Source organism: Crossiella sp. CA198 (assembly GCF_052078295.1).
Lineage (GTDB): Bacteria > Actinomycetota > Actinomycetes > Mycobacteriales > Pseudonocardiaceae > Crossiella.
The window spans coordinates 218687-242318 of record NZ_JBQJIM010000007.1; the positions used below are offsets into that span (position 1 = coordinate 218687).

General features: G+C 70.3%; 19 protein-coding genes and 2 pseudogenes. 16 read left to right on the forward strand and 5 right to left on the reverse strand.

Annotation, left to right across the window (positions count from 1 at the left end):
• The first annotated feature begins 4 nt into the window (after positions 1-4).
• The 4 genes from ACTOWY_RS13975 to ACTOWY_RS13990 all read left to right on the forward strand — a co-directional run bounded on the left by ACTOWY_RS13975 (position 5) and on the right by ACTOWY_RS13990 (position 3400).
• The gene (locus tag ACTOWY_RS13975; RefSeq protein WP_441310044.1) at positions 5-739 is read left to right on the forward strand and encodes an NAD(P)H-binding protein; all 735 of its coding nucleotides are present in this window, start codon (positions 5-7) and stop codon (positions 737-739) included.
• 115 nt (positions 740-854) lie between these two features.
• Positions 855-1973: an NAD(P)/FAD-dependent oxidoreductase gene (locus tag ACTOWY_RS13980; RefSeq protein WP_441310045.1), complete on the forward strand. Its 1119-nt coding sequence runs from the start codon at positions 855-857 to the stop codon at positions 1971-1973.
• Positions 1948-2838 (forward strand): SDR family oxidoreductase, encoded by an 891-nt coding sequence (locus ACTOWY_RS13985; protein WP_441310046.1) that lies wholly within the window; start codon positions 1948-1950, stop codon positions 2836-2838. The genes ACTOWY_RS13980 and ACTOWY_RS13985 overlap by 26 nt, the downstream gene beginning before the upstream one ends.
• Before the next feature lie 64 nt (positions 2839-2902).
• Entirely contained in the window at positions 2903-3400 is a 498-nt protein-coding gene (locus ACTOWY_RS13990) for a cupin domain-containing protein (protein ID WP_247764386.1), read from the forward strand.
• A gap of 65 nt (positions 3401-3465) precedes the next feature.
• On the opposite strand, the gene ACTOWY_RS13995 is transcribed toward ACTOWY_RS13990, so the two are convergent.
• On the reverse strand, positions 3466-4083 hold the full coding sequence (locus ACTOWY_RS13995; RefSeq protein ID WP_441310047.1) for a TetR/AcrR family transcriptional regulator: 618 nt from the start codon (positions 4081-4083) through the stop codon (positions 3466-3468).
• A gap of 99 nt (positions 4084-4182) precedes the next feature.
• On the opposite strand from ACTOWY_RS13995, the gene ACTOWY_RS14000 reads away from it, so the two are divergent.
• From ACTOWY_RS14000 to ACTOWY_RS14030, 7 genes are all read left to right on the forward strand, one after another.
• Complete coding sequence (locus ACTOWY_RS14000) at positions 4183-4923, forward strand: SDR family NAD(P)-dependent oxidoreductase (RefSeq protein ID WP_441310048.1); 741 nt, start codon at positions 4183-4185, stop codon at positions 4921-4923.
• Positions 4924-5006: 83 nt separating this feature from the next.
• Positions 5007-5363, forward strand: coding sequence for a DMT family transporter (locus ACTOWY_RS14005; RefSeq protein ID WP_282106498.1), 357 nt, complete (start codon positions 5007-5009; stop codon positions 5361-5363).
• A 306-nt stretch (positions 5364-5669) separates the two neighbouring features.
• The gene (locus ACTOWY_RS14010; RefSeq protein WP_441310049.1) at positions 5670-8447 is read left to right on the forward strand and encodes a helix-turn-helix transcriptional regulator; all 2778 of its coding nucleotides are present in this window, start codon (positions 5670-5672) and stop codon (positions 8445-8447) included.
• Positions 8448-8564: 117 nt separating this feature from the next.
• Positions 8565-8927 carry a VOC family protein gene (locus ACTOWY_RS14015; protein ID WP_441310050.1) on the forward strand — a complete coding sequence of 121 codons (363 nt, stop codon included), beginning with the start codon at positions 8565-8567 and terminating at the stop codon, positions 8925-8927.
• A 121-nt stretch (positions 8928-9048) separates the two neighbouring features.
• The gene (locus ACTOWY_RS14020; RefSeq protein WP_441310051.1) at positions 9049-10728 is read left to right on the forward strand and encodes a class I adenylate-forming enzyme family protein; all 1680 of its coding nucleotides are present in this window, start codon (positions 9049-9051) and stop codon (positions 10726-10728) included.
• A 32-nt stretch (positions 10729-10760) separates the two neighbouring features.
• On the forward strand, positions 10761-11837 hold the full coding sequence (locus tag ACTOWY_RS14025) for a methyltransferase (protein ID WP_441310052.1): 1077 nt from the start codon (positions 10761-10763) through the stop codon (positions 11835-11837).
• A 162-nt stretch (positions 11838-11999) separates the two neighbouring features.
• Positions 12000-12332: a hypothetical protein gene (locus ACTOWY_RS14030; protein WP_247764380.1), complete on the forward strand. Its 333-nt coding sequence runs from the start codon at positions 12000-12002 to the stop codon at positions 12330-12332.
• A 61-nt stretch (positions 12333-12393) separates the two neighbouring features.
• Here the strand turns inward: ACTOWY_RS14030 and ACTOWY_RS14035 are convergent, their stop codons facing one another.
• Genes ACTOWY_RS14035 through ACTOWY_RS14045 form a run of 3 tightly spaced genes read right to left on the reverse strand, consistent with a single transcriptional unit; the run spans position 12394 to position 15613 of the window.
• The gene (locus tag ACTOWY_RS14035) at positions 12394-13497 is read right to left on the reverse strand and encodes a 3-dehydroquinate synthase II family protein (protein ID WP_441310053.1); all 1104 of its coding nucleotides are present in this window, start codon (positions 13495-13497) and stop codon (positions 12394-12396) included.
• Positions 13498-13533: 36 nt separating this feature from the next.
• Complete coding sequence (locus ACTOWY_RS14040) at positions 13534-14337, reverse strand: 2-amino-3,7-dideoxy-D-threo-hept-6-ulosonate synthase (RefSeq protein ID WP_441310054.1); 804 nt, start codon at positions 14335-14337, stop codon at positions 13534-13536.
• Between the two features lie 31 nt (positions 14338-14368).
• Positions 14369-15613 (reverse strand): aspartate kinase, encoded by a 1245-nt coding sequence (locus ACTOWY_RS14045; RefSeq protein ID WP_441310055.1) that lies wholly within the window; start codon positions 15611-15613, stop codon positions 14369-14371.
• Between the two features lie 229 nt (positions 15614-15842).
• On the opposite strand from ACTOWY_RS14045, the gene ACTOWY_RS14050 reads away from it, so the two are divergent.
• The 5 genes and pseudogenes from ACTOWY_RS14050 to ACTOWY_RS14070 form a co-directional block, all read left to right on the forward strand.
• Positions 15843-17855: an FAD/NAD(P)-binding protein gene (locus ACTOWY_RS14050; protein ID WP_441310056.1), complete on the forward strand. Its 2013-nt coding sequence runs from the start codon at positions 15843-15845 to the stop codon at positions 17853-17855.
• Complete coding sequence (locus ACTOWY_RS14055) at positions 17852-19219, forward strand: class-II fumarase/aspartase family protein (RefSeq protein ID WP_441310057.1); 1368 nt, start codon at positions 17852-17854, stop codon at positions 19217-19219. The genes ACTOWY_RS14050 and ACTOWY_RS14055 overlap by 4 nt, the downstream gene beginning before the upstream one ends.
• A 15-nt stretch (positions 19220-19234) precedes the next feature.
• On the forward strand, positions 19235-19813 hold the full coding sequence (locus ACTOWY_RS14060) for a hypothetical protein (RefSeq protein WP_441310058.1): 579 nt from the start codon (positions 19235-19237) through the stop codon (positions 19811-19813).
• 224 nt (positions 19814-20037) lie between these two features.
• A pseudogene (locus ACTOWY_RS14065) lies at positions 20038-20466 on the forward strand (glycosyltransferase); the annotation flags it as partial.
• Between the two features lie 61 nt (positions 20467-20527).
• Positions 20528-21664 (forward strand): annotated as a pseudogene (locus tag ACTOWY_RS14070) (glycosyltransferase); the annotation flags it as partial.
• Positions 21665-21719: 55 nt separating this feature from the next.
• Here the strand turns inward: ACTOWY_RS14070 and ACTOWY_RS14075 are convergent.
• Positions 21720-23339, reverse strand: coding sequence for an FAD-binding oxidoreductase (locus tag ACTOWY_RS14075; RefSeq protein ID WP_441310059.1), 1620 nt, complete (start codon positions 23337-23339; stop codon positions 21720-21722).
• Positions 23340-23632: the final 293 nt, after the last annotated feature.

Consider the following 23632-nt stretch of genomic DNA (forward strand, 5'->3'; position numbering starts at 1 on the left):
GCAGGTGGCGACCGGCGCGCAGTCCGATCCGGCCGCGCTGAGGGACGCGCTGGACGGGGTGGACACGGTCTTCCTGGTCTGGCCGGTGGGTTCGACCGCCGAGGCGGCCCGGGTGGTGGAGGTGATCGCGGCGCGGGCGCGCCGGGTCGTGCTGCTGTCCTCGGCCGCGGTGGAGGACACCCTGGACGAACAGTCCGATCCGATCGGCGCGCACCACGCCGGGGTGGAACGGCTGATCGCCGGGACCGGTCTGGAGTGGACGTTCCTGCGGCCGTTCTCCTTCGCCGCCAACACCCGGCAGTGGGCGGGGCAGGTGCGGGCCGGGGACGTGGTGCGCGGCGCGCACGGCGAGGCCGGGTTCACCCTGATCCACGAGGCCGATATCGCCGCGGTGGCCGTGCGCGCGCTGACCGAGGACGGCCACCAGGGGGCCAGGCACCTGCTGAGCGGCCCGGAGATCCACACTCAGCGCGAGCAGGTGCGGATCATCGGCGAAACACTCGGACGGCCCTTGCGCTGGCAGGAGATCCCGGTCAGCCAGGCCAGGGCTGACGCGCTCAGCTGGCTGGATGAGTCCATTGTGGACACTGTGCTGGACGCCTACGCGACCCTGGTGACCAGGCCGTTGGGGCCCACCGGCGTGGTCGAGCAGGTGCTGGGCAGGCCCGGCCGGAGCTTCCGCGAATGGGTCGCCGGGCACGCCGCGGACTTCGGCGGGGGATCTCACGAGAACACGTGATGTCCGCGTCCGGCCCCGGCGGCCAGGCTCGTGGTGCCCGTATCGGCCACAGTCGTTACCCAGGAGGCACTCATGGCTGGCAGCTCGGTCCGCATCGGTGCGGGGAGGCGTGCGCATGGCTGAGCACAGGCGGGAACTGGATGTCGCGGTGATCGGCGCCGGGGTGCTCGGGCTGGCCACCACCGACGCGCTGGTCCGGCGCGGGGTGTCGGTGACCTGCTTCGATGGCAGGCCACCCGGACACGGGCTCTCCGGCGGGCTGACCCGCACCTTCCGGCACCGGCACGACAACGAACGCCTGGTCGCGCTGGCGGTGGAAGGGCGGGCCGGGTTCGGCCGGTGGGAGGAACGCCTGGGGCGCAAGCTGATCGGGCCCGAGGGTGCGGTCTACGCGGGGATGGGGCCCGCCGATGTGGCCGGGATGGTGCGGCATGGGGTGGAGCACCGCTTCGCCGATCCGGTGGAGGGCAAGGAGGTGTTCCCGGCACTGGCCACTGTGGACGGACCGTTGCTGGTCGACCCTGGCGCGGGCGCGATCCGGGCCAGGCGGACCATTGACGCGCTGGTGAGCTGGGTCGGGGACCGGATCGTCAACGCCGACATCCACAGCGTCACCGTGCCTGGCGACGGGCATGGCGTGGAGATCCAGACCACCGAGGCCATCTACCGGGCCCGGCACGTGGTGATCTGCGCGGGCACCGCGGTGCCGAAGCTGGCCGCGGGCGTCGGCCTGGACGTGCCGCTGGAGTCCGCCTTGCACGCCCGACCGCACTACCGGGTGCGGGAACCCTTCCGTGGCAAGGCTTTGCCCTGCTGGGTGGACCGCTCCGGGGCCTTCGGCGAGACCGTCTACGGCTCGCCCATCGGCAACCTGGACACCTACGTGCTCGGCCTGATCGGCCTGGACGTGGACATCCCGTTCGGCCCCAACGGCGCGCTCGCCCCCGGCTCCGGCATGGAGGAGCACGTCCGCCGGGTCACCGAGTACGTCCGCCGCGCCATGCCCGGCCTGGAACCGGACCCGGTCGGCATCCGGGTGTGCGTGATGACCAAGCTGCCCGCGGGCTCGGACGCCGTGCACGCCTGGCACACCGACGGCGTCACCGCCATCGCCGGGCACAACCTGTTCAAGATGGCCCCGGTGCTCGGCGAACTGCTCGCCGACGCCGCGATCAAGAACCAGCTGCCGGAGATCCTGGAGCGGGCCGGTGAACACGCCCTCCGCGCCGCCTGAGCTGGCGGTCACCGGCGCCGCCGGGAACATCGGCCGGGCCCTGGTGCGGGAGCTGACCCTGGCCGGGCACCGGGTGCGGGCGTTGGTGCGCAAGGGATCCGAGCTGCCGGGGCATCCGCTGGTGCAGCGGGTCGAGGTGGACCTGGAACGCGAGCGGACCGTGGCCGGGGCACTGGCCGGGATCCGCTCGCTGTTCCTGCTCACCCCGTTCCACCCACGCCAGGACCTGGTGCAGGCCGGGCTGGTCGAGGTCGCGGTCCGGGCCGGGGTCGGGCACGTGGTGAAACTGTCCGCGCTGGGCGCCGATCCGGCCGCGCCCGCGCTGGTGCACCGCCAGCACGGACTGGCCGAACAGGCCGTCATCGAGTCCGGGCTGGTTTACACCCTGTTGCGCCCCAACGCTTTCATGCAGAACGCGGTGCAGTGGCTGCCCACCGTGGCGGCCAAGGACGCCATCATCCTGCCCGCCGGGAACTCCCAGGTCAGCATGGTGGACACCCGCGATATCGCCGCGGTGGCCGCCAGGGCCCTGACCGACCCGGTCCGGCACGCCGGCGCGCATGACCTGACCGGGCCGAAGGCGTTGAGCTACGCCGAAGTCGCCGCCGCACTGTCCACAGTGGCCGGTCGCCCGATCCGGCACCTGGACGTCACCCCGGAACAGGCCAGCGCGGCCATGCTGGGCAACGGCGTGCCGGAGTGGGCGGTCCGGGCGCGACTGGAGCTGTACGCCACCTACCGCGCGGGCGAGGCCGAGCTGATCAGCCCGGCGGTCCGCGAGATCACCGGCCGGGAACCCCGCGACTTCGTTGCCTTCGCGACCGAACTCGCCGGCGAGTTGCGCCGGGATCACGCGAAGACGTGATGTCCCGGGCCGCCTCCGATGGCCACGCTGTCCACGTCGTCCCGTCCCGAGAGTGAGGATTCGCATGACCAGCCAGGTGGAGAAGGAGACGCCGCGAGCGCTGTACGTGCCGCCCGGCGAGGGTCCGAGCGTGTGGGCGTTCAGCGGCGACCGGTACACCGTCAAGGCAGGCATCGCCGACACCGGCGGCGCGCTCGGCCTGCTGGAAGCGGTGATCCCGCCGCAGAGCGGACCGCCGCTGCACCTGCACCGCAACGAGGACGAGGCCTTCTACCTGATCGAGGGGCGGCTTGAGGTGGTGGCCAACGGCCGCCCGATCATCATCGAGCCCGGCTCCTTCATCTACATCCCGCGCGGCTCGCCGCACCGGTTCAAGAACGTCGGCGAGACGCACGCCAAGCTGCTGATCTTCTTCGTGCCCAGCGGGTTCGAGGAGTTCTTCCTGGAGGTGGGTATCCCGGTCATCGACGGCGAGGAAGCGCCGCCGGAGGAACAGCACGCCGATGACGTGGCCCGCTCGATGCGGATCGCCGCGGACAAGTACGGCATCGAGGCGGTCTGAAGCCAGTCCGCTCAGCCGTCATCGCCGGAGGGCGAACCGGGATCACCGGTTCGCCCTCCTCGGCGTCACACCGGAACTCCGGACGCGGCCAGCACATCCCAGGCGCGCATCGCGGCATCCACGATCGCGGACAGCTCCGCGCGGTCGGCGCCGCTGCGGGCCTGGATGGACAAGCCCTGCAGCAGGGTGTTGTAGTACCCGGCCAGCGCGTCGACGTCGGCCTCGGGCGGCACGTCACCCTCGGCCTGGCCGCGCGCCAGGCGCTGGCGCAACGACTCCTGGGTCTCCCGGCGCAACTGCGCCAGGAAGTCGCGCACGCTCTCGCTCTTGGGCGTGTACGTGGTCGCGGCCAGCACGATCATGCAGCCACTGGGCTTGGCCGGATCGGTGTAGGCGTGCACGTTGACCCGCAGCACCGCCTCGAAGGCCGCCCTGGCACTGGGCTCCTCGCGCAGCGCGCGGGCGGCGGCCTCGCCCTCGGTCTCGTCGTAGTAGGTGACCGCCTCCCGGAACAGCTCCTCCTTGGAGCCGAAGGCGGTGTACAGGCTGGAGGAGTTGATGCCCATGGCCGCGCTGAGGTCGTTCAGCGAGGTCCCCTCGTAGCCGTGCTCCCAGAACACCTCCATCGCGCAACGCAGGGCCGCGGTGCGGTCGAAAGCACGTGGACGGCCTCGTGTGGCCATGCCCCACCCCTTTCTGTAGCGATCGACCCAAAAATCCTTGACAGGTCGATCTCCTGCACGATACCAATTATGTAGTGATCGACCCAGAAATGAGGGGACATGTCGGAACTCGCAGGTAAGGTGGCCCTGGTCACCGGGGGCAGCCGCGGCATCGGCGCGGCCATCGCCAAGAAGCTCGCGGCCAACGGAGCCGATGTGGCGCTGACCTACGCCAGCGCCGCCGACCGCGCCCAGGGCGTGGTCGAGGACATCAAGGCCGCGGGCCGCCGCGGTCTGGCCATCGCCGCGGACAGCGCGGACGCCGCGGCCGTGGTGGCCGCCGTCGAGCAGACCGTCGCGGAGTTCGGCCGGATCGACATCCTGGTCAACAACGCCGGAATCTTCCCCTACGGCACCATCGACGAGGTCACCCTCGACGAGGTCGACCGCACCCTGGCCATCCACGCCCGCGCGGCCTATGTGGCCAGTCAGGCCGCGGCCAAGCACATGGAGGCAGGCAGCCGGATCGTCAGCATCGGCAGCACGCTCGCCGAGCGGGTGCCCTACCCGGGCGTGGCGCTGTACGCGATGAGCAAGGCCGCGCTGATCGGCTTCACCAAGGGCCTGGCCCGCGACCTGGGCGAGCGGGATATCACCGTCAACCTGGTGCACCCGGGGTCCACCGACACCGAGATGAACCCGGCCGACGGTCCGCAGGCCGATGACGAGCGCGGCCTGACCGCGCTGGGCCGCTACGGGCAGCCCGAGGACATCGCCGCCTCGGTCGCGCACCTGGTCGGCCCCGGCGGTCGCAACATCACCGGTTCCGCGATCGTCGTGGACGCCGGTTCGAACGCCTGAAACCAGTCCTGCGGTGGCGTGTCGCTCCTGGCGGCACGCCACCGCAGGATTTTCGGTGGTTACCGGTTGGAGGGGTGGGTTTTATGTCGAGCGCAACCGCGGTGGAAACGGGGAGTAAGCAGATGGCCTGGACGCTTCTGATCGTCGCTGGTCTGTTCGAGATTATTTTCGCGACCGCGTTGAAGCAGGCCGATGGCTTCTCGAAGCTGTGGCCGAGCGTAATTGGTATCAGCTGTGCCGCGATCAGCTTTTTCTTGCTCTCGGTCTCGCTGAAAACCTTGCCTGTCGGTACTGGTTACGCCGTATGGGTGGGAATTGGCGCGGTCGGCGTTGCCCTTGCCGGTATTTTTACCCAGGGCGACTCGGCGTCCCCGTTGCGCTTCGTGTTCCTGGCGCTGATCGTGGGTGGAATCATCGGGCTGCGGTTCGTGGAGGCCTAGCATCCATTCGGGTCAACAGTTGCCCGATGGGGCAGTTCGGACCCTTGCTGGCCTGCGAATACTGCTCCAAAGGGACTAATCTTCACACACTTTACGACGATGATGTTCAGAGATAGTCGAATGACTACGGCTCCGGCTCATTAGCACACGGTGACCCTCATCGGGCTTAGGAAGTTCTACCTGTAGTTGTCTATCAAACCGTGATTGAATGGAGGTGAAAGCGCGGGATCGCCCAGGGTGGGGTGAGACCGGGCGCCCTGTCCGGAGGGCGAGATGAGCTGGGGGAATGTGAATATGCAGGCGACCATGAAACCGTTAGTGGGCCGAGAATCCGCGCTGGCCGACCTCCGCCGAGCGCTGTCGAACACAGTGGCGGGCAGCGGTCGCTGCGTTGTCATCGAAGGCTCGGCCGGTATCGGCAAGAGCCGTTTACTCGAAGTCGTCTCCTCCGATGCGGCCGGTCAGGGCATCTCGGTGGCATTCGGCCGGGCGACCGAGTTGGACAAGGGCGCCCCGCTGACCACGCTGCGCGCCCTGCTCACCGGCCTGCCCGGGCTGGAACGCATAGCCATGCACGATCTGGAGCGCAACGCCCTCGGCCTGGTGGACCGGGTGGGCGAGCTGATCGAGAAACACGTGCGCGACCGGCCGCTGCTGATCGGCCTGGACGACGCGCACCGCTCCGACGAGCTGACCGCCTTCGCCCTGCGCATCCTGGTGCCCGCGCTGAGCACCTCGCCGGTGCTGTGGCTGCTGGCGCGCAGGCCGGCCCCGGTGCGCGGCTACGCCCAGGACGCGCTGGACTGGCTGATCAGCGAGGGCGCGCTGCGGCACCACCTGGGACCGTTGTGCTGCAACGCGGTGGCCGACCTGTGCGCCAACGTGCTCGGCGCGCACCCCGACGCCAAGGTGCTCGCGCTGGCCGCCAGGGCCGAGGGCAACCCGTTCCTGCTGGAGGAACTGCTCACCACCCTGCGCGACACCGGTCAGCTGCTCGCCGCCGAGGGCACCGCGACCGTGGTGGGCAACGAACTGACCCCGCCGTTCCTGTCCGCGGTGGACCACCGGCTGCGTGATCTCTCCAGCGAGGCCCGCAGGCTGCTGGACGCCGGCGCGGTGCTGGGCAGGCCGTTCACCGTGCACGAGGTGGCCGCGCTGCTGGGCCGCTCGGCCACCGAGCTGCTGCCGGTGATCAGCGAGGCGGTGGACGCCAGCATCCTGGTGGGCAACGGATCCGAGCTGACCTTCCGGCACGATCTGATCCGGGAGGCGCTCTACAATCGCTTGCCCGGCCCGGTCCGGATGGCCCTGCACCGCGAGGCCGCCTTCATCGTGCTCGGCGAGGGCCGCTCGCCCGCCGACGCGGTCGAGCACCTGGTGCGCAGCGGGCACAAGGGCGACGCGCAGGCGGTGCTGATCCTGCGGCAGGCCGTCCGCGAGGTCGCGCCGACCTCGCCGAACACTGCGGCCGACCTGATCCTGCGGATGCTGGACCTCATCGACGAGCAGCACGCCAGCAGGCCGGCGCTGGTCGGCGACGCGGTGCGGCTGCTCGCGCTGGCCGGGCGGGCCGCCGAGGCGATCCGGCTGGGCGAGTCCTCGCTGCGCACGGTGGAGCGCACCGAGGACAAGGTCTCGCTGCTGCTCGGGCTCTCCGAGGCGCTGTACGCCACCGGGCGCAACTCCAGCGTGCTGGAGTACACCAGCCGCGCGCTGGCCAGGGCGCGCACGCCCAGCCGGGCCAGGGCCGAACTGCTGGCCATGCAGGCCTACCTGCTCATCGACAGCGGGGACCCGCGCAGCGCGGACGCGGTGGCCGCCGAGGCGGTGGCTATCGGCGTGCAGGCGGGGGAGTACGCGGCGGTGGTGTGCGGCAACAACGCGCGCAGCGTGGTGGCCAGGGTGCACGGGCAGCTGGACGTGGCGCTGACCTACGCCAAGGAGGCGGTGCGGGTCGCGGACAAGGTCGGCGGCAGCTCGCGCAGCAGGCATCCGCGGTTGTGGCTGGCGGTGGCGCTGACCGCCAGCGACCGGTTCGAGGAGGCCGAGGCCGGGTTCGCCCGCGACCACCAGGACACCGAGGCGGCGGGCACCGCGCTGTCCCAGCCGCACTGGCACTACTACCGGGCCGAACTGCGCCTGGCCCAGGGCAGGCTGGACGACGCCGCGGTGGAGGCCGAGGCCGGGGTGTTCGTGGCCGAACAGCTGCGCGCCCAGCCCCTGGCGGTGCCGCTGCTGGCCATGCTCGGGCTGATCTCGATCTACCGGGACGACATGACCATGGCGCGCAGCTACCTCAAACAGGCCGACGGCCTGGTGGACGAGGGAGTCAGCGTGGTGCCGGAGGACCTGGCCTGGGCGGCGGCCTGTTTCCAGGACGCGGCCGGGCACCAGGAGGCCGCGCTGGAGATCCTGGACGAGCTGAGCCAGGCGCTGCCGGAACGGCTGCTGCTGTTCACCCGGCACCCGGCCGCCGGCGCGCGACTCATCCGGATGGCCCAGCAGGCCGGTGATCACGGCCGGGCCGAACTGGTGGTGCGGGCCACCCGGAAACTGGCCGAGCGCAACCCCGAGGTGGCCTCGGCCGCCGGGGCCGCCGCACACGCCGAAGGGGTGCTGCGCAACGACATCAGCCTGCTGCGCGCGGCCGTCGGGGCGTACCGGGCCACCGGGCGGCAGCTCTCCCTGGCCGAGGGCCTGGAGGACCTGGCGCACGCCGAGGACGCGGCCGGGCACCGGGCCACCGCGGTCGGGCTCCTGCAGGAGGCCGCGCAGGTCTTCACCGCCTGCGGCGCCAAACGCGATCTGGCCAGGGTGCAGAAAGTGCTGCGGCGACTGGGAGTCCGGCGCCGGATCGCGCCCAAACCGGTCAAGGGCGGCTCCGGCTGGAACAGCCTCACCCAGTCGGAGCTACGGGTGGTCCGGTTGGTGGCCGAGGGTTTCACCAACCGTGAGGTCGCGGGCAAGCTGTTCCTCTCACCGCACACAGTGGACAGTCACCTGCGGCACAGCTTCGCCAAACTGGGCGTGACCAGCCGGGTCGAGCTGACCCGCAAGGCCATGGCGCACGACGAGTCCCGCTAGTCCATTGTGGACTGTTGGTCGCCACGGCAGGATCACGCGAACACGTGATGCTGCCGTGGCGGCCGCCGAGCACTCTGGGGTCGGTAAGTAGTGGTGTGACTCAGGGAGATTCGCCTTATGAGCAACGCTGTCGGACCGAACTTCCTCACGCTCCAGGTTCGCGACCTTGAGCGCTCCAAGCGTTTCTACACCGAGCTGGTCGGCTTCACCCCCACCGAGTCCAAGGTGCCCACCGCGGTCGTGCTGGACACCGCGCCGATCAAGCTGGCGTTGCGGCAGAGCGCCATCGACCTGGACTCGGTCAGCGAACTCGGCTGGGGCGTGGTGCTCTGGATCAAGGCCGAGGACCCGGACAAACTGGCCAAGGAGCTGGCGGCGGAGGGCGTGACCATCACCAAGCCCCCGTGTGACGGCTTCTGCGGCCGCGAGTTCCAGTTCAAGGACCCCGACGGCTACGAGCTGACGATCTACGAAGGCTGATCCCCCAGAAAGCCAAGCGATCGCAGCCTGTCCGCCGACCCGCCGCCGCGCGCGCTCACCCGCTCCGGCGGTGGGTCGGCATCCCTTTCGTCGAGTTGGGTCCTGCCGGGAGACAACACACATGAGCGAGAGAAACGGCACCACGAGCATCGACTTCAGACCGCTGGCCCGCATGCCGCTGCACGCCCGGCTCCAGCTCCTGCTGGATCGCGGACTGGGCGTGGGCAACTTCCTCGACCGCGCCCGCCGGGTCAGCCCGGCGCCCGATCAGCCCTTCCTGCTCGCCCAGCGGCGCACCGGGCACGGGATGTCCTTGCAGCGGTTGAGCCTCAACGAGCTGACCACCATCCGCAACGCCTACGCCGCCTGGTACCACCAGGCCGGCGTGCGCAAGGGCGATCCGGTCGGGGTGCAGCTGGGCGAGGGCGTGGACTCCTTCCTGCACTTCCTCGCGGTCTCCTCGCTGGGCGCGATTCCGGCGCTGGTCAACGGCCGGATGGATCCGGCGATCGCCTCGGCCTACCTGGGCCGGATCGGCGCGGTCGGCGTGGTGGCCGACGAGGAACGCCTGGACGCGTTGAAGAACTCCGGCGCGTTGCCCGCCGCACTGCGGTTCGCGGTGGACTCCGCCGAGCTGCCGACCAGTGGCGCGACCTCGCTGCCGGGGGTTTTCCCTTACCCACACGGGGATGACGATCCGGTGATGCTGTGCCACACCTCCGGCACCACCGGCCCGCCCAAGTCGGCGATCTTCGCGCACCGCCAGTTCTTCCTCGGCAAACGGCACCGGCTGTGGAGCTTCCCGCAGGCCGACCGAAACCGGATGCTCTCCGCGCTGCCACAGTCGCATTCGGCCGGGATCAGCTACCTGATGACCGCCACCCTGCTCGGCCTGCCCACGCTGGTGATGGCCGATTCCAGCGGCGAGGCCGTGCACGAGGCGATGAAGCAGTTCCAACCGTCCATTGTGGTCGCTTTCCCGCAGACCTACGCCGAACTGGCCCAGCTGGACATCGACCGGTCGGCGGGCAGTCAGGTGCACACCTGGATCAACACCGGCGACTCCGCGCACGAGGCGCACATCAAGGCGCTGATCCGGCACGGCAGGCGACCGGCGCGCGGCGGGGACAAACCCGGCTCCCGGTTCATCGACGGCCTGGGCTCCTCGGAGATGGGGATGGCCTTGTTCCGCAAGGTGAGCGAGCCGGAGAGCACCGACTACGACCGCTGCGTCGGCACCCCGGTCAGCGTGGTGGAGAAGGCAACCGTGCTCGATGAGGACGGGCGTCAGCTCGGTCCTGGCCGGGTCGGGCGACTCGGCGTGCGCACCCCCACCAGGACCCCGGGGTACTGGAACAACTCCGAGCTGACCACGAAATCCTCGCTGTCCGGTTACTGGCTCACCGGCGATGTGGTCTACAAGGACCGCAAGGGCCGCTTCTTCCACCTGGACCGGGTGCCGGATGTCATCCACACCAGCACCGGCCCGGTCTACAGCCTGCCCCTGGAAGAGGCGATCCTGTTGGGGTGTGAGCAGATCGCGGACTGTGCGGTGGTCGCGGTCGACGCGCCCGCCCCCGGCCGCGGCCACGTCCCCTTCGCCGCGATCAAGCTCAAGCCCGGCGCCGCCGAACCCGCGGACCTGCTGGCCACCGTCAACACCGCGCTGACCGCCCGCGGACTGTCCACAGTGCACGGTGCCGTGCTGGCAACGGATCCGGCGGACTTCCCGACCGGGGCCACCGGCAAGGTGCTCAAGCGCCAGCTCCGCGAACGCTTCGCCACCGTGCTCTCCAGCTGACCCAGGCGACACCGAACCAAGGAAAGGGAACCATGACCGACACAGTCTCCGCCGCTTCGGCTCACCGTCCCGGCGTGACGGCCGGGGTCTCCCCGCAGGACGGCGACGTGCCGGCCCCGGTGCGCATGTACGAGATGCTGTACAGCTCGCTGGTGAGCCAGCTGCTCATCGCGGTCGCCGAACTCGGTGTCGCCGACGCCCTCGGCGATGAGGTGCGGCACATCGACGACCTGGCCGAGCGCACCGGCGCCCACCCCGGCGCGCTGTACCGGGCACTACGCGCACTGGCCAGCGTCGGGGTGTTCACCGAGGTCGAACCGCGCACCTTCGGCCTGACCCCACTGGCCGCCACGCTGCGCGGTGACGTGCCGGGGTCCATGCGCGACCTGGCCAAGTACGTGGGCCTGAGCGAACGCCAGCGGTCCTTCGGCGCCCTGGTGCACAGTCTCCGGACCGGCCAGCCCAGTTTCGACCACGTGCACGGCACCGACTGGTGGACCTACTTCGCCGCGCACCCGGAACTGTCCACTTTGTTCAACAACGCCATGGGCAACATGGCCCGGATGGTCAACGGCGCCACCCTGGACGCCTACGACCTCACCGACGTCAAGCACCTCATCGACGTCGGCGGCGGCCAGGGCCACCTGGTGGCCACCCTGCTGGCCCGCTACCCGGAGATGACCGCGGTGGTCTACGACCTGGCCAGGGTGGTGCCCGAGGCCGCGGCCACGGTGGCCAAGGCCGGGTTCGCCGACCGGGTGCGTTGCGTTGGCGGGGACTTCCTCAAGTCGGTGCCGGCCGGGGGCGACGCGTATGTGTTGTCCTGGACCATTCACGACTGGGCGGACAAGGACGCGATCACCATCCTGAGCAACGTCCGGGAGCAGATGAGGCCCGGCACCAAGCTGATCATCATCGACGAGGTGCTGCCGGAGGGCGACGCGCCGCACTTCGGCAAGTTCGAGGACATCGTGATGCTGTCCCTGCTGACCGGGCACGTGCGCACCGAGGCGGAGTTCATCACGCTGTTCGAGAAGGCCGGGCTCAAGCACCTGGAGACCCGGCCCACCTCCTCGCCGACGAGTGTGATCGTGGCGGTGCCCGCCTGATCCGAAGTAGTGGCAAGGCCTGACGTGCGCCGGTTCCCTGACGGGGGACCGGCGCACTTGGCGTGGTGTCCTCGGGGTTTCAGATCCGCTTGAAACCGGTGGTCCCGCTGATCCGGCGGCCCTAACCTCCGTGATCAACTGACCGCGGAAGAAGAGGGAAACATGCAGCTGGGCAGGAAGATTCTGGTGAGCGCGGCGGCGGTGGCGGCGACGATGTCGTCCACGCTGGTGCTCCTCGCCACCCCCGCGAGCGCCGAGGTGTGGCGCTGTGAGGCCAAGGCGGAGAAGGCGGCCAACTACGGCCAGGTGTTCTGCCGGGACGGCTTCGGCAGCTACCGCGTCGTGGTCGAGTGCAACATGGGGCACTGGCCCTACACCAGGAACATCGACGGGCCGCTGGTGACCAAGCAGAACGGCTACACCGGCCCGATCTCCCGGGTCGACGGTCCGCCAAACGGCTGTCACGTGGTGAAGGCCTGGCTCAAGGTCGTCTGACCCGCATACGGGACCGGCCCCGCGATCTGGTGATCGCGGGGCCGGTTCTCGTTGTGCCGCTTTACTTCTCCAGGCAGAACTCGTTGATCGGGTAACCCACGTGCCGGTCCTGGGTTGGCAGGTAGCCCAGCACCGTGTCGCCGGGCCGCAGCTCGGTGCTGTTGAGCACCACGCCGCCGGGGCCGAGCACCCGCACGTGCCAGTCGTCCTGCAGGATCAGGTTCACCGTCTGGCCGTTGGGCGCCACCGCGTCGATGGAGATCAGCGGCCGGGTCTCGATCTTCACCCGGCCCACGGTGACCAACCTGGTCTGGCCCTTGATGTCCACCGCCATCACCTTGCTGCCCGCCTTCAGCTCGCTCAGGTAGTTGGTGCGGCTGTTGGCGGAGAGGGTGTAGGAGTGGATGGCGCCCGCGTTGACCCGGAACGGGCGGGTGGGCATGTACGGCAGCGGGTGGGTCTCGCTGACGCACAGGATCATGCCCTTGGAGTGCGAGCCGACCAGGATGCCCTCGTCCTCGCGGAAATAGGTGCAGGTGTCCACACAGGCCCGTTCGCCCATGCCGATGTGCGCGGTGGCGGTCACGGTCAGCTCGACCAGGTCCAGTTCCGCGGTCTCGGTCACCGCGGCCTGCTTGAGCGCCGTGGCGTCGCCGACCCGCCGCGGCGCCATCAGCACCCCGTCCGAACCCAGTTCCAGCACGCCGAAGATGATCTCGGCTTCCTCAACGTCCTGCGCGATGGTGATGATGCTGCCGGTCGAGCGGGCCGCCGCCGCGATCACGATCTCCAGCGGGATCTTGGTGGGGTCGCGGAAGAGCAGCACCGCCCAGCGGTCGTTGCGGGCCGCCTGGCAGGCGTCCTCCAGCGTGGGCGCGTCGATGATCTCCACGAACCGGCCGAACTCGACCTCGGGGTGGCGCAGCGCCAGTTCGGCTGGCTCACCGTGGGCCACCGGGTCGAGGATGACCACATCGGCGCCGCCGAAGTCCTCCGGCAGCGGGCGGCCCTGCGGGAACAGGACTTTCTTCACCGTGGGGGGCAGGGTTTCCAGGTCCTCCGGGGTGGCGGCCACGATCCCGTCCACGCGCTGGTGGATGGCCTCCTCCAGGATCGCCGACCTCGCGTCGTCCGTCGCACGGACATCCAGCCAGCAGAGCTTCATGGTCTTGCTCCTCCAAGGGGTGGGGCGGGTGGATGGTCAGGCCCGGCTGGGGACGAGCGCGCGCTCGTCCGCACCGGCGTGCACGAGTTCGGCGATCCGCCGGGCCCGTTTGCCCGGATCGGGCGCCTGGAAGATGTTGCGGCCCATGGCAAGGCCGGTCACACCCGCGCTCAGCAGGGTGTCCACATAGGACACAACGGCGTCGGTGCTGTCGAGTTGCGGGCCGCCGGCCACGATCAGCGGGATCGGACAGCCGCGCACCACATCGGCCATCTCCGCCCGGGAACCGACGTAGGGCACCTTGGCGATGTCCGCGCCCAGGTCCGCCGCGAGCGAGGCCGCGTGCGCGACCAGCGCGGGGTCCCTGGGGTTGGTCACCCTGGGGCCGCGCGGGTACATCATCGCCAGCAGCGGCACGTTCCACCGGTCACAGGCATCGGCGACCAGGCCGAGGTCGGCGACCTGGCGGCGTTCATCGGCCGAGCCGATGTTGACGTGCACGCTCACCGCGTCCGCGCCCAGCCGCAGCACATCCTCCACAGTGGACACCAGGTACTTCGCGTCCGGGTCCGGCGCGTGCATGGTGCTGGCGGAGAGGTGCACGATCAGCGAGGTGCCGGTGAACACCCCGGCGTCCACGTGGCGGAGGCTGCCCTTGTGCAGCACCACGCCGTCGACCCCGTTGGCGGCCAGTTCGCCGATCAGCCAGCTGAGGTCGTTGCCGACGATCGGGCCGTCGGAGACCGTGTGATCCAGCGGCACCACGAACAGCCGCTCGTCACTGTGGTGGAACAACCTGCGGAAGCGCATCTGGGCGCCGAACGATCGGTTCGTAGACACCGGTGTCCCTTCTTGTGGAAGTGCGGTGGTCTCAGGCGGGCATGGACTCGGCGTCGTCCCGGTCCAGCTCGAACTCGCGGTGCAGGGTGGTGACCGCCTCGGTGAGCCGGTCGGCCGGGATGATCACCGAGCTGCGCAGCTGGGTGGTCGCGCCCCAGCTCGGGGTGATGCCGGCGGCGGCGAGGGCCAGCAGCATCCGCACGGTGTACTCGGGGCGGTTGAGCAGGCCGGTGCCCACCAGGGACAGCTTGCCGACCTGCTCGTCCAGTTCGGTGACGCAGCCCAGCTCGGCGGCCAGCTGGGCCAGCAGGTCCTGGGCCACCGGCAGGTCCCGGCGGTGCAGGGCGAAGCCCAGTCGCGGCTCGCTCTCGCCAGGGCCGGACCAGGACACCAGGTCCACCGGGACCGATTTCTGCGCCAGCGCGTCGAAGACCACGGTGGCCAGGCCGGGGGCGGAGCGGGTGGCGCGGACCTGGGCCCACACCACCTCCCGGTCGTGGGCGACCGCGGTGACAAAACCCTGTGACTCCATGACCTGTTGACAGCTCCGTCCGAGAATCGTGGTGCCCACCGACTGGGTGTGTGAACTGCGCACCTGGAGATCCATGCCGTGCACCGAGGCCAGTTCCACCGCCCGGGAATGCAGCACCTGCGCGCCGGCGAAGGCCATCTCGGTCATCACCCCGGCGTCGACGTGGCTGAGCACCCTGGCGCCCGGCACAATGCGCGGATCGGCGGTGTAGACGCCGTCCACATCGGTGTAGATCTCGCAGCTGGCCGCGGTCAGCGCGGCCGCCAGCGCCACCGCCGTGGTGTCCGAACCGCCCCGGCCCAGGGTGATGATGTCGCCGTGCGTGTCCATGCCCTGGAAGCCGGACACCACAACGACATTGCCATCGTCCAGCTGCCGCAGCACCCGGGTGGTGTCGATGGCCGCGATGACCCCGGCGCCGTGCCTGCCATCGGCCAGGATCCCGGCCTGCGGCCCGGTCAGGGACACCGCGGGCACGCCGATCTCGTGCAGTGCCATGGCCAGCAGCGCCGCGGACTGGTTCTCCCCGGTGGCCAGGAGCTGGTCGCTCTCCCGCGTCGAGGGCGCCGGGTTCAGCTCCAGGGCCTGCCGGATCAGCTCGTCGGTGGTGTCCCCTCGGGCGGAGACCACCACCACCGTCGGCCGGCCCGCGCGGTGCGTGTGCCGCACGATGCGTGCCACCCGGCGGATCATCTCGGGCGTCGCGACCGACGTCCCACCGTATTTCTGAACCGCTATGGTCATTGCACCCCTCGCACCGGAGAAATTCGGCCAGGCGGTCTGTGAATCCTTTTCTACACAGCGGAAGACGGCCGTGGATCCCGAGAACACGTGATGTTCGCGAGGGGGGTCGCGGCGAGTGGGTGAAGCCGCCGCAGTATCCCGCGAAGGCGTGATGACATCCGGGCCCGGCGCCGAGCACTCTTCCTTCCAGTCTGTCAGCGTCACGCGCGATCCACACCCAGGGAGAGTGATGTCGTCGGTGGCTCCATTGTGGACAACGATCTGCGTCATCGGCGCGGGCCCGCGCGGCATCTCGGTCCTTGAGCGGATCTGTGCGAACGCGGCCCGGCGCGAAGACCGGCGGGTGCTGGTGCACCTGGTCGATCCGCACCTCGGCGACGGCGGGCAGGTGTGGCGCACCGGTCAGCCCAGCGAACTCCTGATGAACACGATCGCCTCCCAGGTGACCATGTTCACCGACGACACCGTGGACTGCGCCGGTCCGGTCGTGCCCGGTCCCAGCCTGTACGAGTGGGCGAAGTTCCTGCCCCTGATGGACACCATCGACGTCTACCCGGCACACGTGCGCAAGGAGGCGGGGGAGCTGGGGCCGGATTCCTATCCCTCGCGCGCCTTCTACGGCCATTACCTGAGCTGGGTGCTGCGCCGGGTGGTGCGCACCGCGCCACCGCACGTCAGCGTGCGACTGCACCGGGGCAGCGCGATCGCCCTGGACGGCAGGCCCGACGGCGGTCAGTGCGTGACCCTTGCCGACGGCTCTGTACTGTCCGAAATGGACACTGTGGTGCTCGCGCAGGGCCACGTGGGCATGCCGCACGGGGAGGACGAGGCGCGGCTGGCCGCCTTCGCCGCCGCGCACGGCCTGGGCTACCAGCCGCCGATCAACCCGGCCGACGCCCCGCTGGAGCGGATCAAGGCCGGGGAACCGGTGGCACTGCGCGGGATGGGGCTGAACTTCTTCGACTACACCGCGCTGCTCACCGTGGTCCGCGGCGGCCGGTTCGTGCGCGAACACGGTCGCCTCAGCTACCACCCCTCCGGCCGGGAACCCTTGCTGTACGCGGGATCCCGGCGCGGTGTGCCCTACCACGCGCGCGGGGAGAACCAGAAGGGCGCCTCCGGGCGGCACGAGCCGTTCTTCCTGACCCAGCCGGTGATCGACGGGCTGCGGCTGCGGATGGACCGCGGCATGGACGTGGAGTTCCGCCGCGATGTGTGGCCGATGGTCTCCCGCGAGGTGGAGGCGGTCTACTACCACGCGCTGCTCGCCGAACGCGGCGACCCGGTGGCCGCCGAGGACTTCCTGCGCGAGTACCTGGCCCGCGATGTGCACGATCCGGCCCTGGAAGTGTTGCGGCGACATGGGATCAGCCCGGCCGAGCACTGGGACTGGGAGCTGATCGCCCGTCCGTTCGGGGACCGCCGCTTCGCCGACCGCGCCGAGTTCCGCGCCTGGCTGCTGGAGTATCTGCGCCGCGACTACGCGGAAGCCTTGCGCGGCAACGTGCGCGGCCCGCTCAAGGCGGCCATGGACGTGCTGCGCGACCTGCGCAACGAGATCCGCCTGGTGGTCGACCACAGCGGGATCAGCGGCCGCTCCTACCGCGAGGAACTCCAGGCCTGGTACACCCCGCTCAACGCCTACCTGTCCATCGGCCCGCCGGCCAGCCGGATCGAGGAGCTGATCGCGCTCATCGAGGCCGGGGTGCTGCACGTGCTCGGCCCCGGCATGCGCGTCGAGCAGGACCCGGCCGGTAGGGGATTCCTGGTGCGCGCCAGTGCGATCCCCGGTTCGGACGTGCTGGTCACCACCCTGGTGGAGGCCCGGCTGCCCGAGGTGGACGTGCGCCGCAGCACCGATCCGCTGCTCCGGCAGCTGTGGCGCACCGGCCAGTGTGGCCCGTACCGCATCCCGGACGGCGCCGGCGGCCACTACGAGACCGGCGGCCTGGCCATCACCCGCCGTCCCTACCACCTGGTGGACGCGACCGGCCGCCCGAACCCGCGCCGGTTCGCCTTCGGCGTGCCCACCGAGGCAGTGCACTGGGTGACCGCCGCGGGCATCCGTCCGGGGGTCAACTCGGTGATTCTGAGTGACGCGGACGCGATCGCGCGGGCGTGCCTGGCGGTCGGCCGCCCGGGTCTGGGAAGCTCGCGGACGTACCTGAACCAGCACATTCCGCTGGCCTGGCTGCCCACCAGCGCCCACCAGCGGAGCCAGACCGCACGGGGGACCGTTTGACCAGCCACGCCACCGATTCCGGCCTGCTCGCCCCGGTCTGGGCCGGCACCGGCGCCGCCGAGGCCACCTCGGATCACGCCTGGGTGCGGGCCATGCTCGACGTCGAGGTCGCGCTGGCCCGCGCCCAGGCCGAACTCGGCATCATCCCGGCCGATGCGGCCGAGCGCATCGCCGCGGCCGCCGACGCCGACCGGATCGACCCTGTCCAGCTGGCCGAGGCTTCCCGCGGCGCGGCCAACCCGGTGGTGGTCTTCGTGCAGCTGTTCACCGCGCTGGTCGAGCCGGCCGCCGCGGAGTACGTGCACCGCGGCAGCACCAGTCAGGACATCCTGGACTCGGCCACCATGCTGCTGGCCAGCAGGGCGTTCCGGCGGGTCGAGGCCGACCTGACCCGCGCCGCCACCGCGCTGGCCGGGCTGGCCAGACAGTTCCGGGACACCCCGATGGCCGGGCGCACCCTGACCCAGCACGCGGTGCCGATCACCTTCGGGCTCAAGGCCGCGGGCTGGCTCACCCTGGTCCTGGACGCCAGGGACCGGGTCCGCCACCTGCTCGCCAGGGGCCTGCCTGCCCAGCTCGGCGGCGCCGCGGGCACCCTGTCCGCCTACGCCGAGTACGCCACCGCCGCCACCGGCCAGCCGCACACCCTGGACCTGCTGGCCGGGTTCAGCGCCCAGCTCGGCCTGCCCGAACCGATCCTGCCCTGGCACGCGGTCCGTACCCCGATCGCCGATCTCGGCGCCACCGCCGCCTTCGTCACCGGCGCCCTCGGCAAGATCGCCATCGACATCCAGGGCATGTCCCGCACCGAGGTCGGCGAGGTCGCCGAACCCAGCGCGGAGGGTCGCGGCCAGTCCTCCGCCATGCCCCAGAAGCGAAACCCCGTCCTGGCCACCCTGATCCTGGCCGCAGCCAAGCAAACCCCGGCCCTGGCGAGCATCCTCGCCCAGTGCCTGATCGCCGAGGACGAACGCGCCGCCGGCGCCTGGCACGCCGAATGGCAACCACTCCGGGAAGTCCTGCGGCTGGCCATCGGCGCGGCGCACACCGCGGCCGAACTCGTTGGCGGACTTGAGGTTTTCCCGGACCGGCTCCGCGCGAACCTGGCGTTGTCCGGGGGCACGATCGTCTCCGAGCGGCTCAACGTGGCACTGGCGCCGGTGCTGGGCAAGGCTCTGGCCAAGAAGCTGCTGGCCCGGATCGCACTGGAGTCGGCGGCCACCGGGATCCCGTTCGGCGAGCTGCTGGCGACCGCGCCGGAACTGGCGGGCGAGCTGGCGGATGTGGCGGAGCTGCTGGATCCGGCGCGGTACCTGGGTGCGGCGGGGGAGCTGGTGGACCGGGCACTGGCCAGAGCTGACTGAGGCTACCGTGGTGACATGTACTGGGATCCGCTGCCGACCGTAGCGGCCTCGGCGAACCAGCCGGTGCCCGGCCTGGACGGCGTGCTGCTGCCACCACCGGAGAACTACCTGCTGGGCAAGTGGGCGCAGCGGGACTGGCGTAACGTGCCGGGCCCGTTCTATGGCGCGGAAACCGACTCCTGCTGGACCGGCCGCCTGGCCGCGCCCGGCCACGTCGTCTACGAGGACGAGCGGTTCGGCGAGGTGGTGTTCCGGCAGCCGCGGGACGCCCAGGAGACGCATCGCCTGCTGAGCGCGGCCTGGCAGGACCCGTTCAGTGGCTACGCCAGTGACGGCGACGAGCACTGGACCCTGGAACTGATCCGTGCGTGGTGGGCGGACCGGGCCCGGCTCGCGGCCTGGATCGAGGACCTCCAGCAGCGGTGGTCGGTCAACGGGAACGAGGATGAACAGGAGGCCGCGGCAGGGCTGCGCGTCTACGCGAATTACCTCGCCCACGGGCTCGCGGATGATCTGCGCGAGTACGGATTCTGGCTTGAGCACGGGCGATCGGCGCTGCCAACGGACCCGCTGCCCGACCTCGCTCGGCCATGAGAATCTCATGACGGATCGGTGAGATTGCCTATTTGGCGGTGATCCGTCCACACAGGACGCTGACTGGGCCCAGAAAAGCCGGGAGATCAGCAAGATGTCCGTGGAAGGCGATGTGCCCTCAGTCTGGCAGATCGCGCGTGCGTACCTGTCCCTGACGTGGACCTGGTTCCGGGAGGTGAGAGCGCCGGCAGGCGTCAGACGATTTACCAAGGAGTGCGAAGCACATGCCGACTGACCCGATCAGCCAGGTGGTGCAACGAAACAGGTTCGCCCCGCCGACGCCGTTGGTCCCCGCCGAGCTGTACGCGAAAAGCCTGACCGGGGTCGTCCGGTGCGAACGGCTGCGGGCGGTGCTCGCCCCGCACTCCCGGCTGACCACCAACACCTACTTCGGCCGGTTGCCGGCGAGCCATCTCCAGCGGTGGACGGAGATCGAGGAGCTGGAGGTGGTGTGCCAGGTCCGCGGCTCCGGCCGGCTGGAGGTGCACGCCTGCGATGTCGACGGCGAGCCGAGGGTGCTGGCCGCGGCGGAGATCAGCGCGCCGGAACGGCAGGGCGTGAGGATCTCCGTCGCGCTGGACCACTACCTGGACGGCGGCTCGATCTGGGTGGAGGCGGTGACCGGGACCGAGGAACTGTCCATTGAGGACTGCCGCTGGGTCACCGGTGTGCCTGTGCGGGAGCGGCTGACCTCGGCAGCGCAACCTCGGTGGCGCGGGCGGGTTCACCAGGGGCATGGTGGAGGCGAGCAACGGCTCCGACACCCATGTGCTGCTGATGGACGACGACATCGTGCTCGAACCGGAGACCGTGCTGCGGATGACCGCGCTGGCCAACCGGACCCACCGCCCGGCCATCGTCGGCGGGCAGATGCTCTACCTGTACCACCCGAACCGGCTGCACAACGACGCGGAGACGACCAACCTCGCCGAGCTGGTCGCCGGCGTGCTGACCGAAGGCGCGCAGCAGAACCTGGATCTCACCGAGAACCTGCCGCACCGCAGGGTAGCCGCCGGGTACAACGCGTGGTGGTCCTGCCTGATCCCGGTCGAGGTGATCCAGCGGATCGGCCTGCCGTTGCCGATGTTCTTCCAGTGGGACGACGTCGAGTACGGCACCAGGGCCGGGCGGGCCGGGTTTCCCACCGTCACCCTGCCCGGCGCCGGAGTGTGGCACCCGGACTTCGCCTGGAAGGACCAGGACGACTGGAAGCGTTACTTCGACCTGCGCAACGGGCTCATCACCGCCGCGTTGCACCATCAGGACTTCAGTGGCGCCGCGGCGGCGGGCAGGCTGGTCACCCTGCTCGGCAACTACCTGGTCGCCATGCAGTACGGCATGGTCGCCACCCTGCTCAAGGCGGTGGCGGACTTCCTCGCCGGACCGGCCACGCTCGCCGACGGCGGGGTCGCGGCGGTGCGGGAGATCCGGACGCTGCGCGCGCGGTACCCCGACACCCGGCGGCACGCGCCGACCGAGCTGTGGCACAACGAATCGCGCACCATCGAGGCGGTGGACGACCGGATCGCGCCGTCCCTGCCCGCCGCGGTGCTGGCCAAGCGGTTCCTGCGGCAGCTGCTCGGCCGCAACACCGGCTCGGTCACCGTCATCGCCCGGGAATCACGGTGGTGGCACGTGTCGTTGTTCCGCTCGGTGGTGGTCACCGACGCCGCCCAGGACGCCTTCCGGGTGCGCCAATACAGCCGGATCCGGCTGCTGCGACTGACCGCGACCTCGGCGCGGATGCTGGCCAGGCTGGTCAAACAAGGCCCCGCGGCCGGTCGGCGGTGGCGCGCCGAGTTGCCTGCACTGACCGCCAGGGAGAACTGGCACCGGCTGTTCCGATCCTGATCGGGCAGCGAAAAGCCCGGCGTGGCAACACGATCGCCACGCCGGGCCCGGTGGTTCAGCTGGTGCCGGGCAGCCGGATCGACTGCGCGTGCCGGAACACGTTGCGCGGATCCCACTTCGCCTTCACCTGCTGCAGCCGCCGATAGCCGCCCTTGAAGTACAGCTCGGTCCACGGCACCGTCGACCGGTTCCAGGCCGGGTCGCTGATGTCGATGTCGGCGTAGTTGATGAAACAGCCGTCGGTGACCTCGTTGAGCACCGGCACGCCGCCGGTGTCGGCGTAGACCTGCTGATAGAACTCCTGGTGCCACTGGAGATTCCGCTTGTCGTCGGCGGCCTCGCCCCAGGCGGTGCCCCACAGCAGCTTCAGCACCGAATCGCGGTGCGGTTCTGCGGTGGCCTCGGCGGGCACCGTGTTGATCTTGCCGCCGTAGGAGGCGACGGAGACCGCGAAACCGAGGTGGGTGTAGGTGGTCGCGGTCAGCGCCTTGTACAACGCGGCGAGCTGCGGGTCGGTGAAACCCTTGCGGTGGTAGCTGGACTTGTACTTGTACCGCTCGGTCGGGGTGTGCACCCACAGCCCCTGCCAGCCGGTGGACTGCAACCAGGGCAGCTTGCGCTTGTCGGTGACCTGTGCGGTGACCCCGACACCCTCGCCGATCGCGGCCACGAACGCGTCCAGCAACCGCTCGGAATCCGGTGCGGTGGCGTCCATCTGCACGATGAGGTGGTTCGGCGCGGTCACCTTGGTGCTCAGTTCGAGGCGGGCGAACAGCTTGGCGTACGGGCTGTTCACCGCGCTGTTGCGTTCGTGCCACTGGCCGAAGTTGCGCAGCAGCCGGGTGAAGCGCGGTTCGGTCAGGTTGTCCCACGGCCATTCCACCCGGTGCAGCCACACCTCGGCAGGCGGCGCGGGCAGCAACTTGGTCGGATCGGTGCCGGTGGCACCGGGGTCGCGGAACCAGAACCGGGTGACCACGCCGAAACTGCCGCCGCCGCCACCGGTGTGCGCCCACCACAGCTCGCGGTTGGGGTCGTTGGCCTCCCTGGTCGCGATCACCGCCTTGGCCACCCCGGCCTGGTCCACCACCACGACCTCGACCGCCTGCACGTAGTCCACGATCAGGCCGTGCTGGCGGCCGAGCTGACCGTAGCCGCCGCCGGTGACGTGCCCGCCGACACCAACGGTGTGGCAGGACCCGCCGGGCAGGGTGACCCCCCAGCGGCGCAACAGGGTGCCGTAGACATCACCCAGCAGCGCGCCCGCCTCGACCTCGAAGGCGCCGCGCGCGGTGTCGAAGCGCACCGCGTCCATGCAGCTCATGTCAATGATGACCTGGACCTCGGGGTGGTCGACGAAAGCCTCGTAGCAGTGCCCGCCGGAGCGCACCGAGAGCCGTTTGCCGGTACGCACCGCCTCGCCGACGGCGTTCACCACCTCGGTGGTGCTCACCGGCAGCCGCACCACCTCGGGGTTGGACACCCAGCGCATGTTCTGCCCGCGGGAGAGCGCCGCGTGCCGGTGATCGCCACGCGGCACGGTGAGCGCGTTGGCCGGCCGGGCCGGGCCCTCGTCCGCGCCCGCGATCGTGGCGGCGAACGGCGGCACGACCAAGGCGGTGCCCCCCAGTACCGCCGCCCTGCTGAGCAGGGTCCGACGGGATAACCCGTTCATCAGGTGAACCTCCAGGAGTCAGACGACGGCCCGGAGCACGCAGCACCCCGCCGCGGCCCACCCCGGGAACGGCTCCAGGATGTGGCGGGAATCCACCGCGGACACCACGTGTTCGCGTGATCTTCTCGGGATTCACCGGCAGAAGTGTTGACCGGGCGGCAGTTCTGGCTTCGTCACAGGAGATTCTGGCGGCGACGCGTAGTTGACCGTACTCGTACTGTTACCTGCCCGCAACGGTTTCCCTTGCCCCAAAGGGCAGCACTGTCCATAGTGGACAATGAGCGCGAGTACGC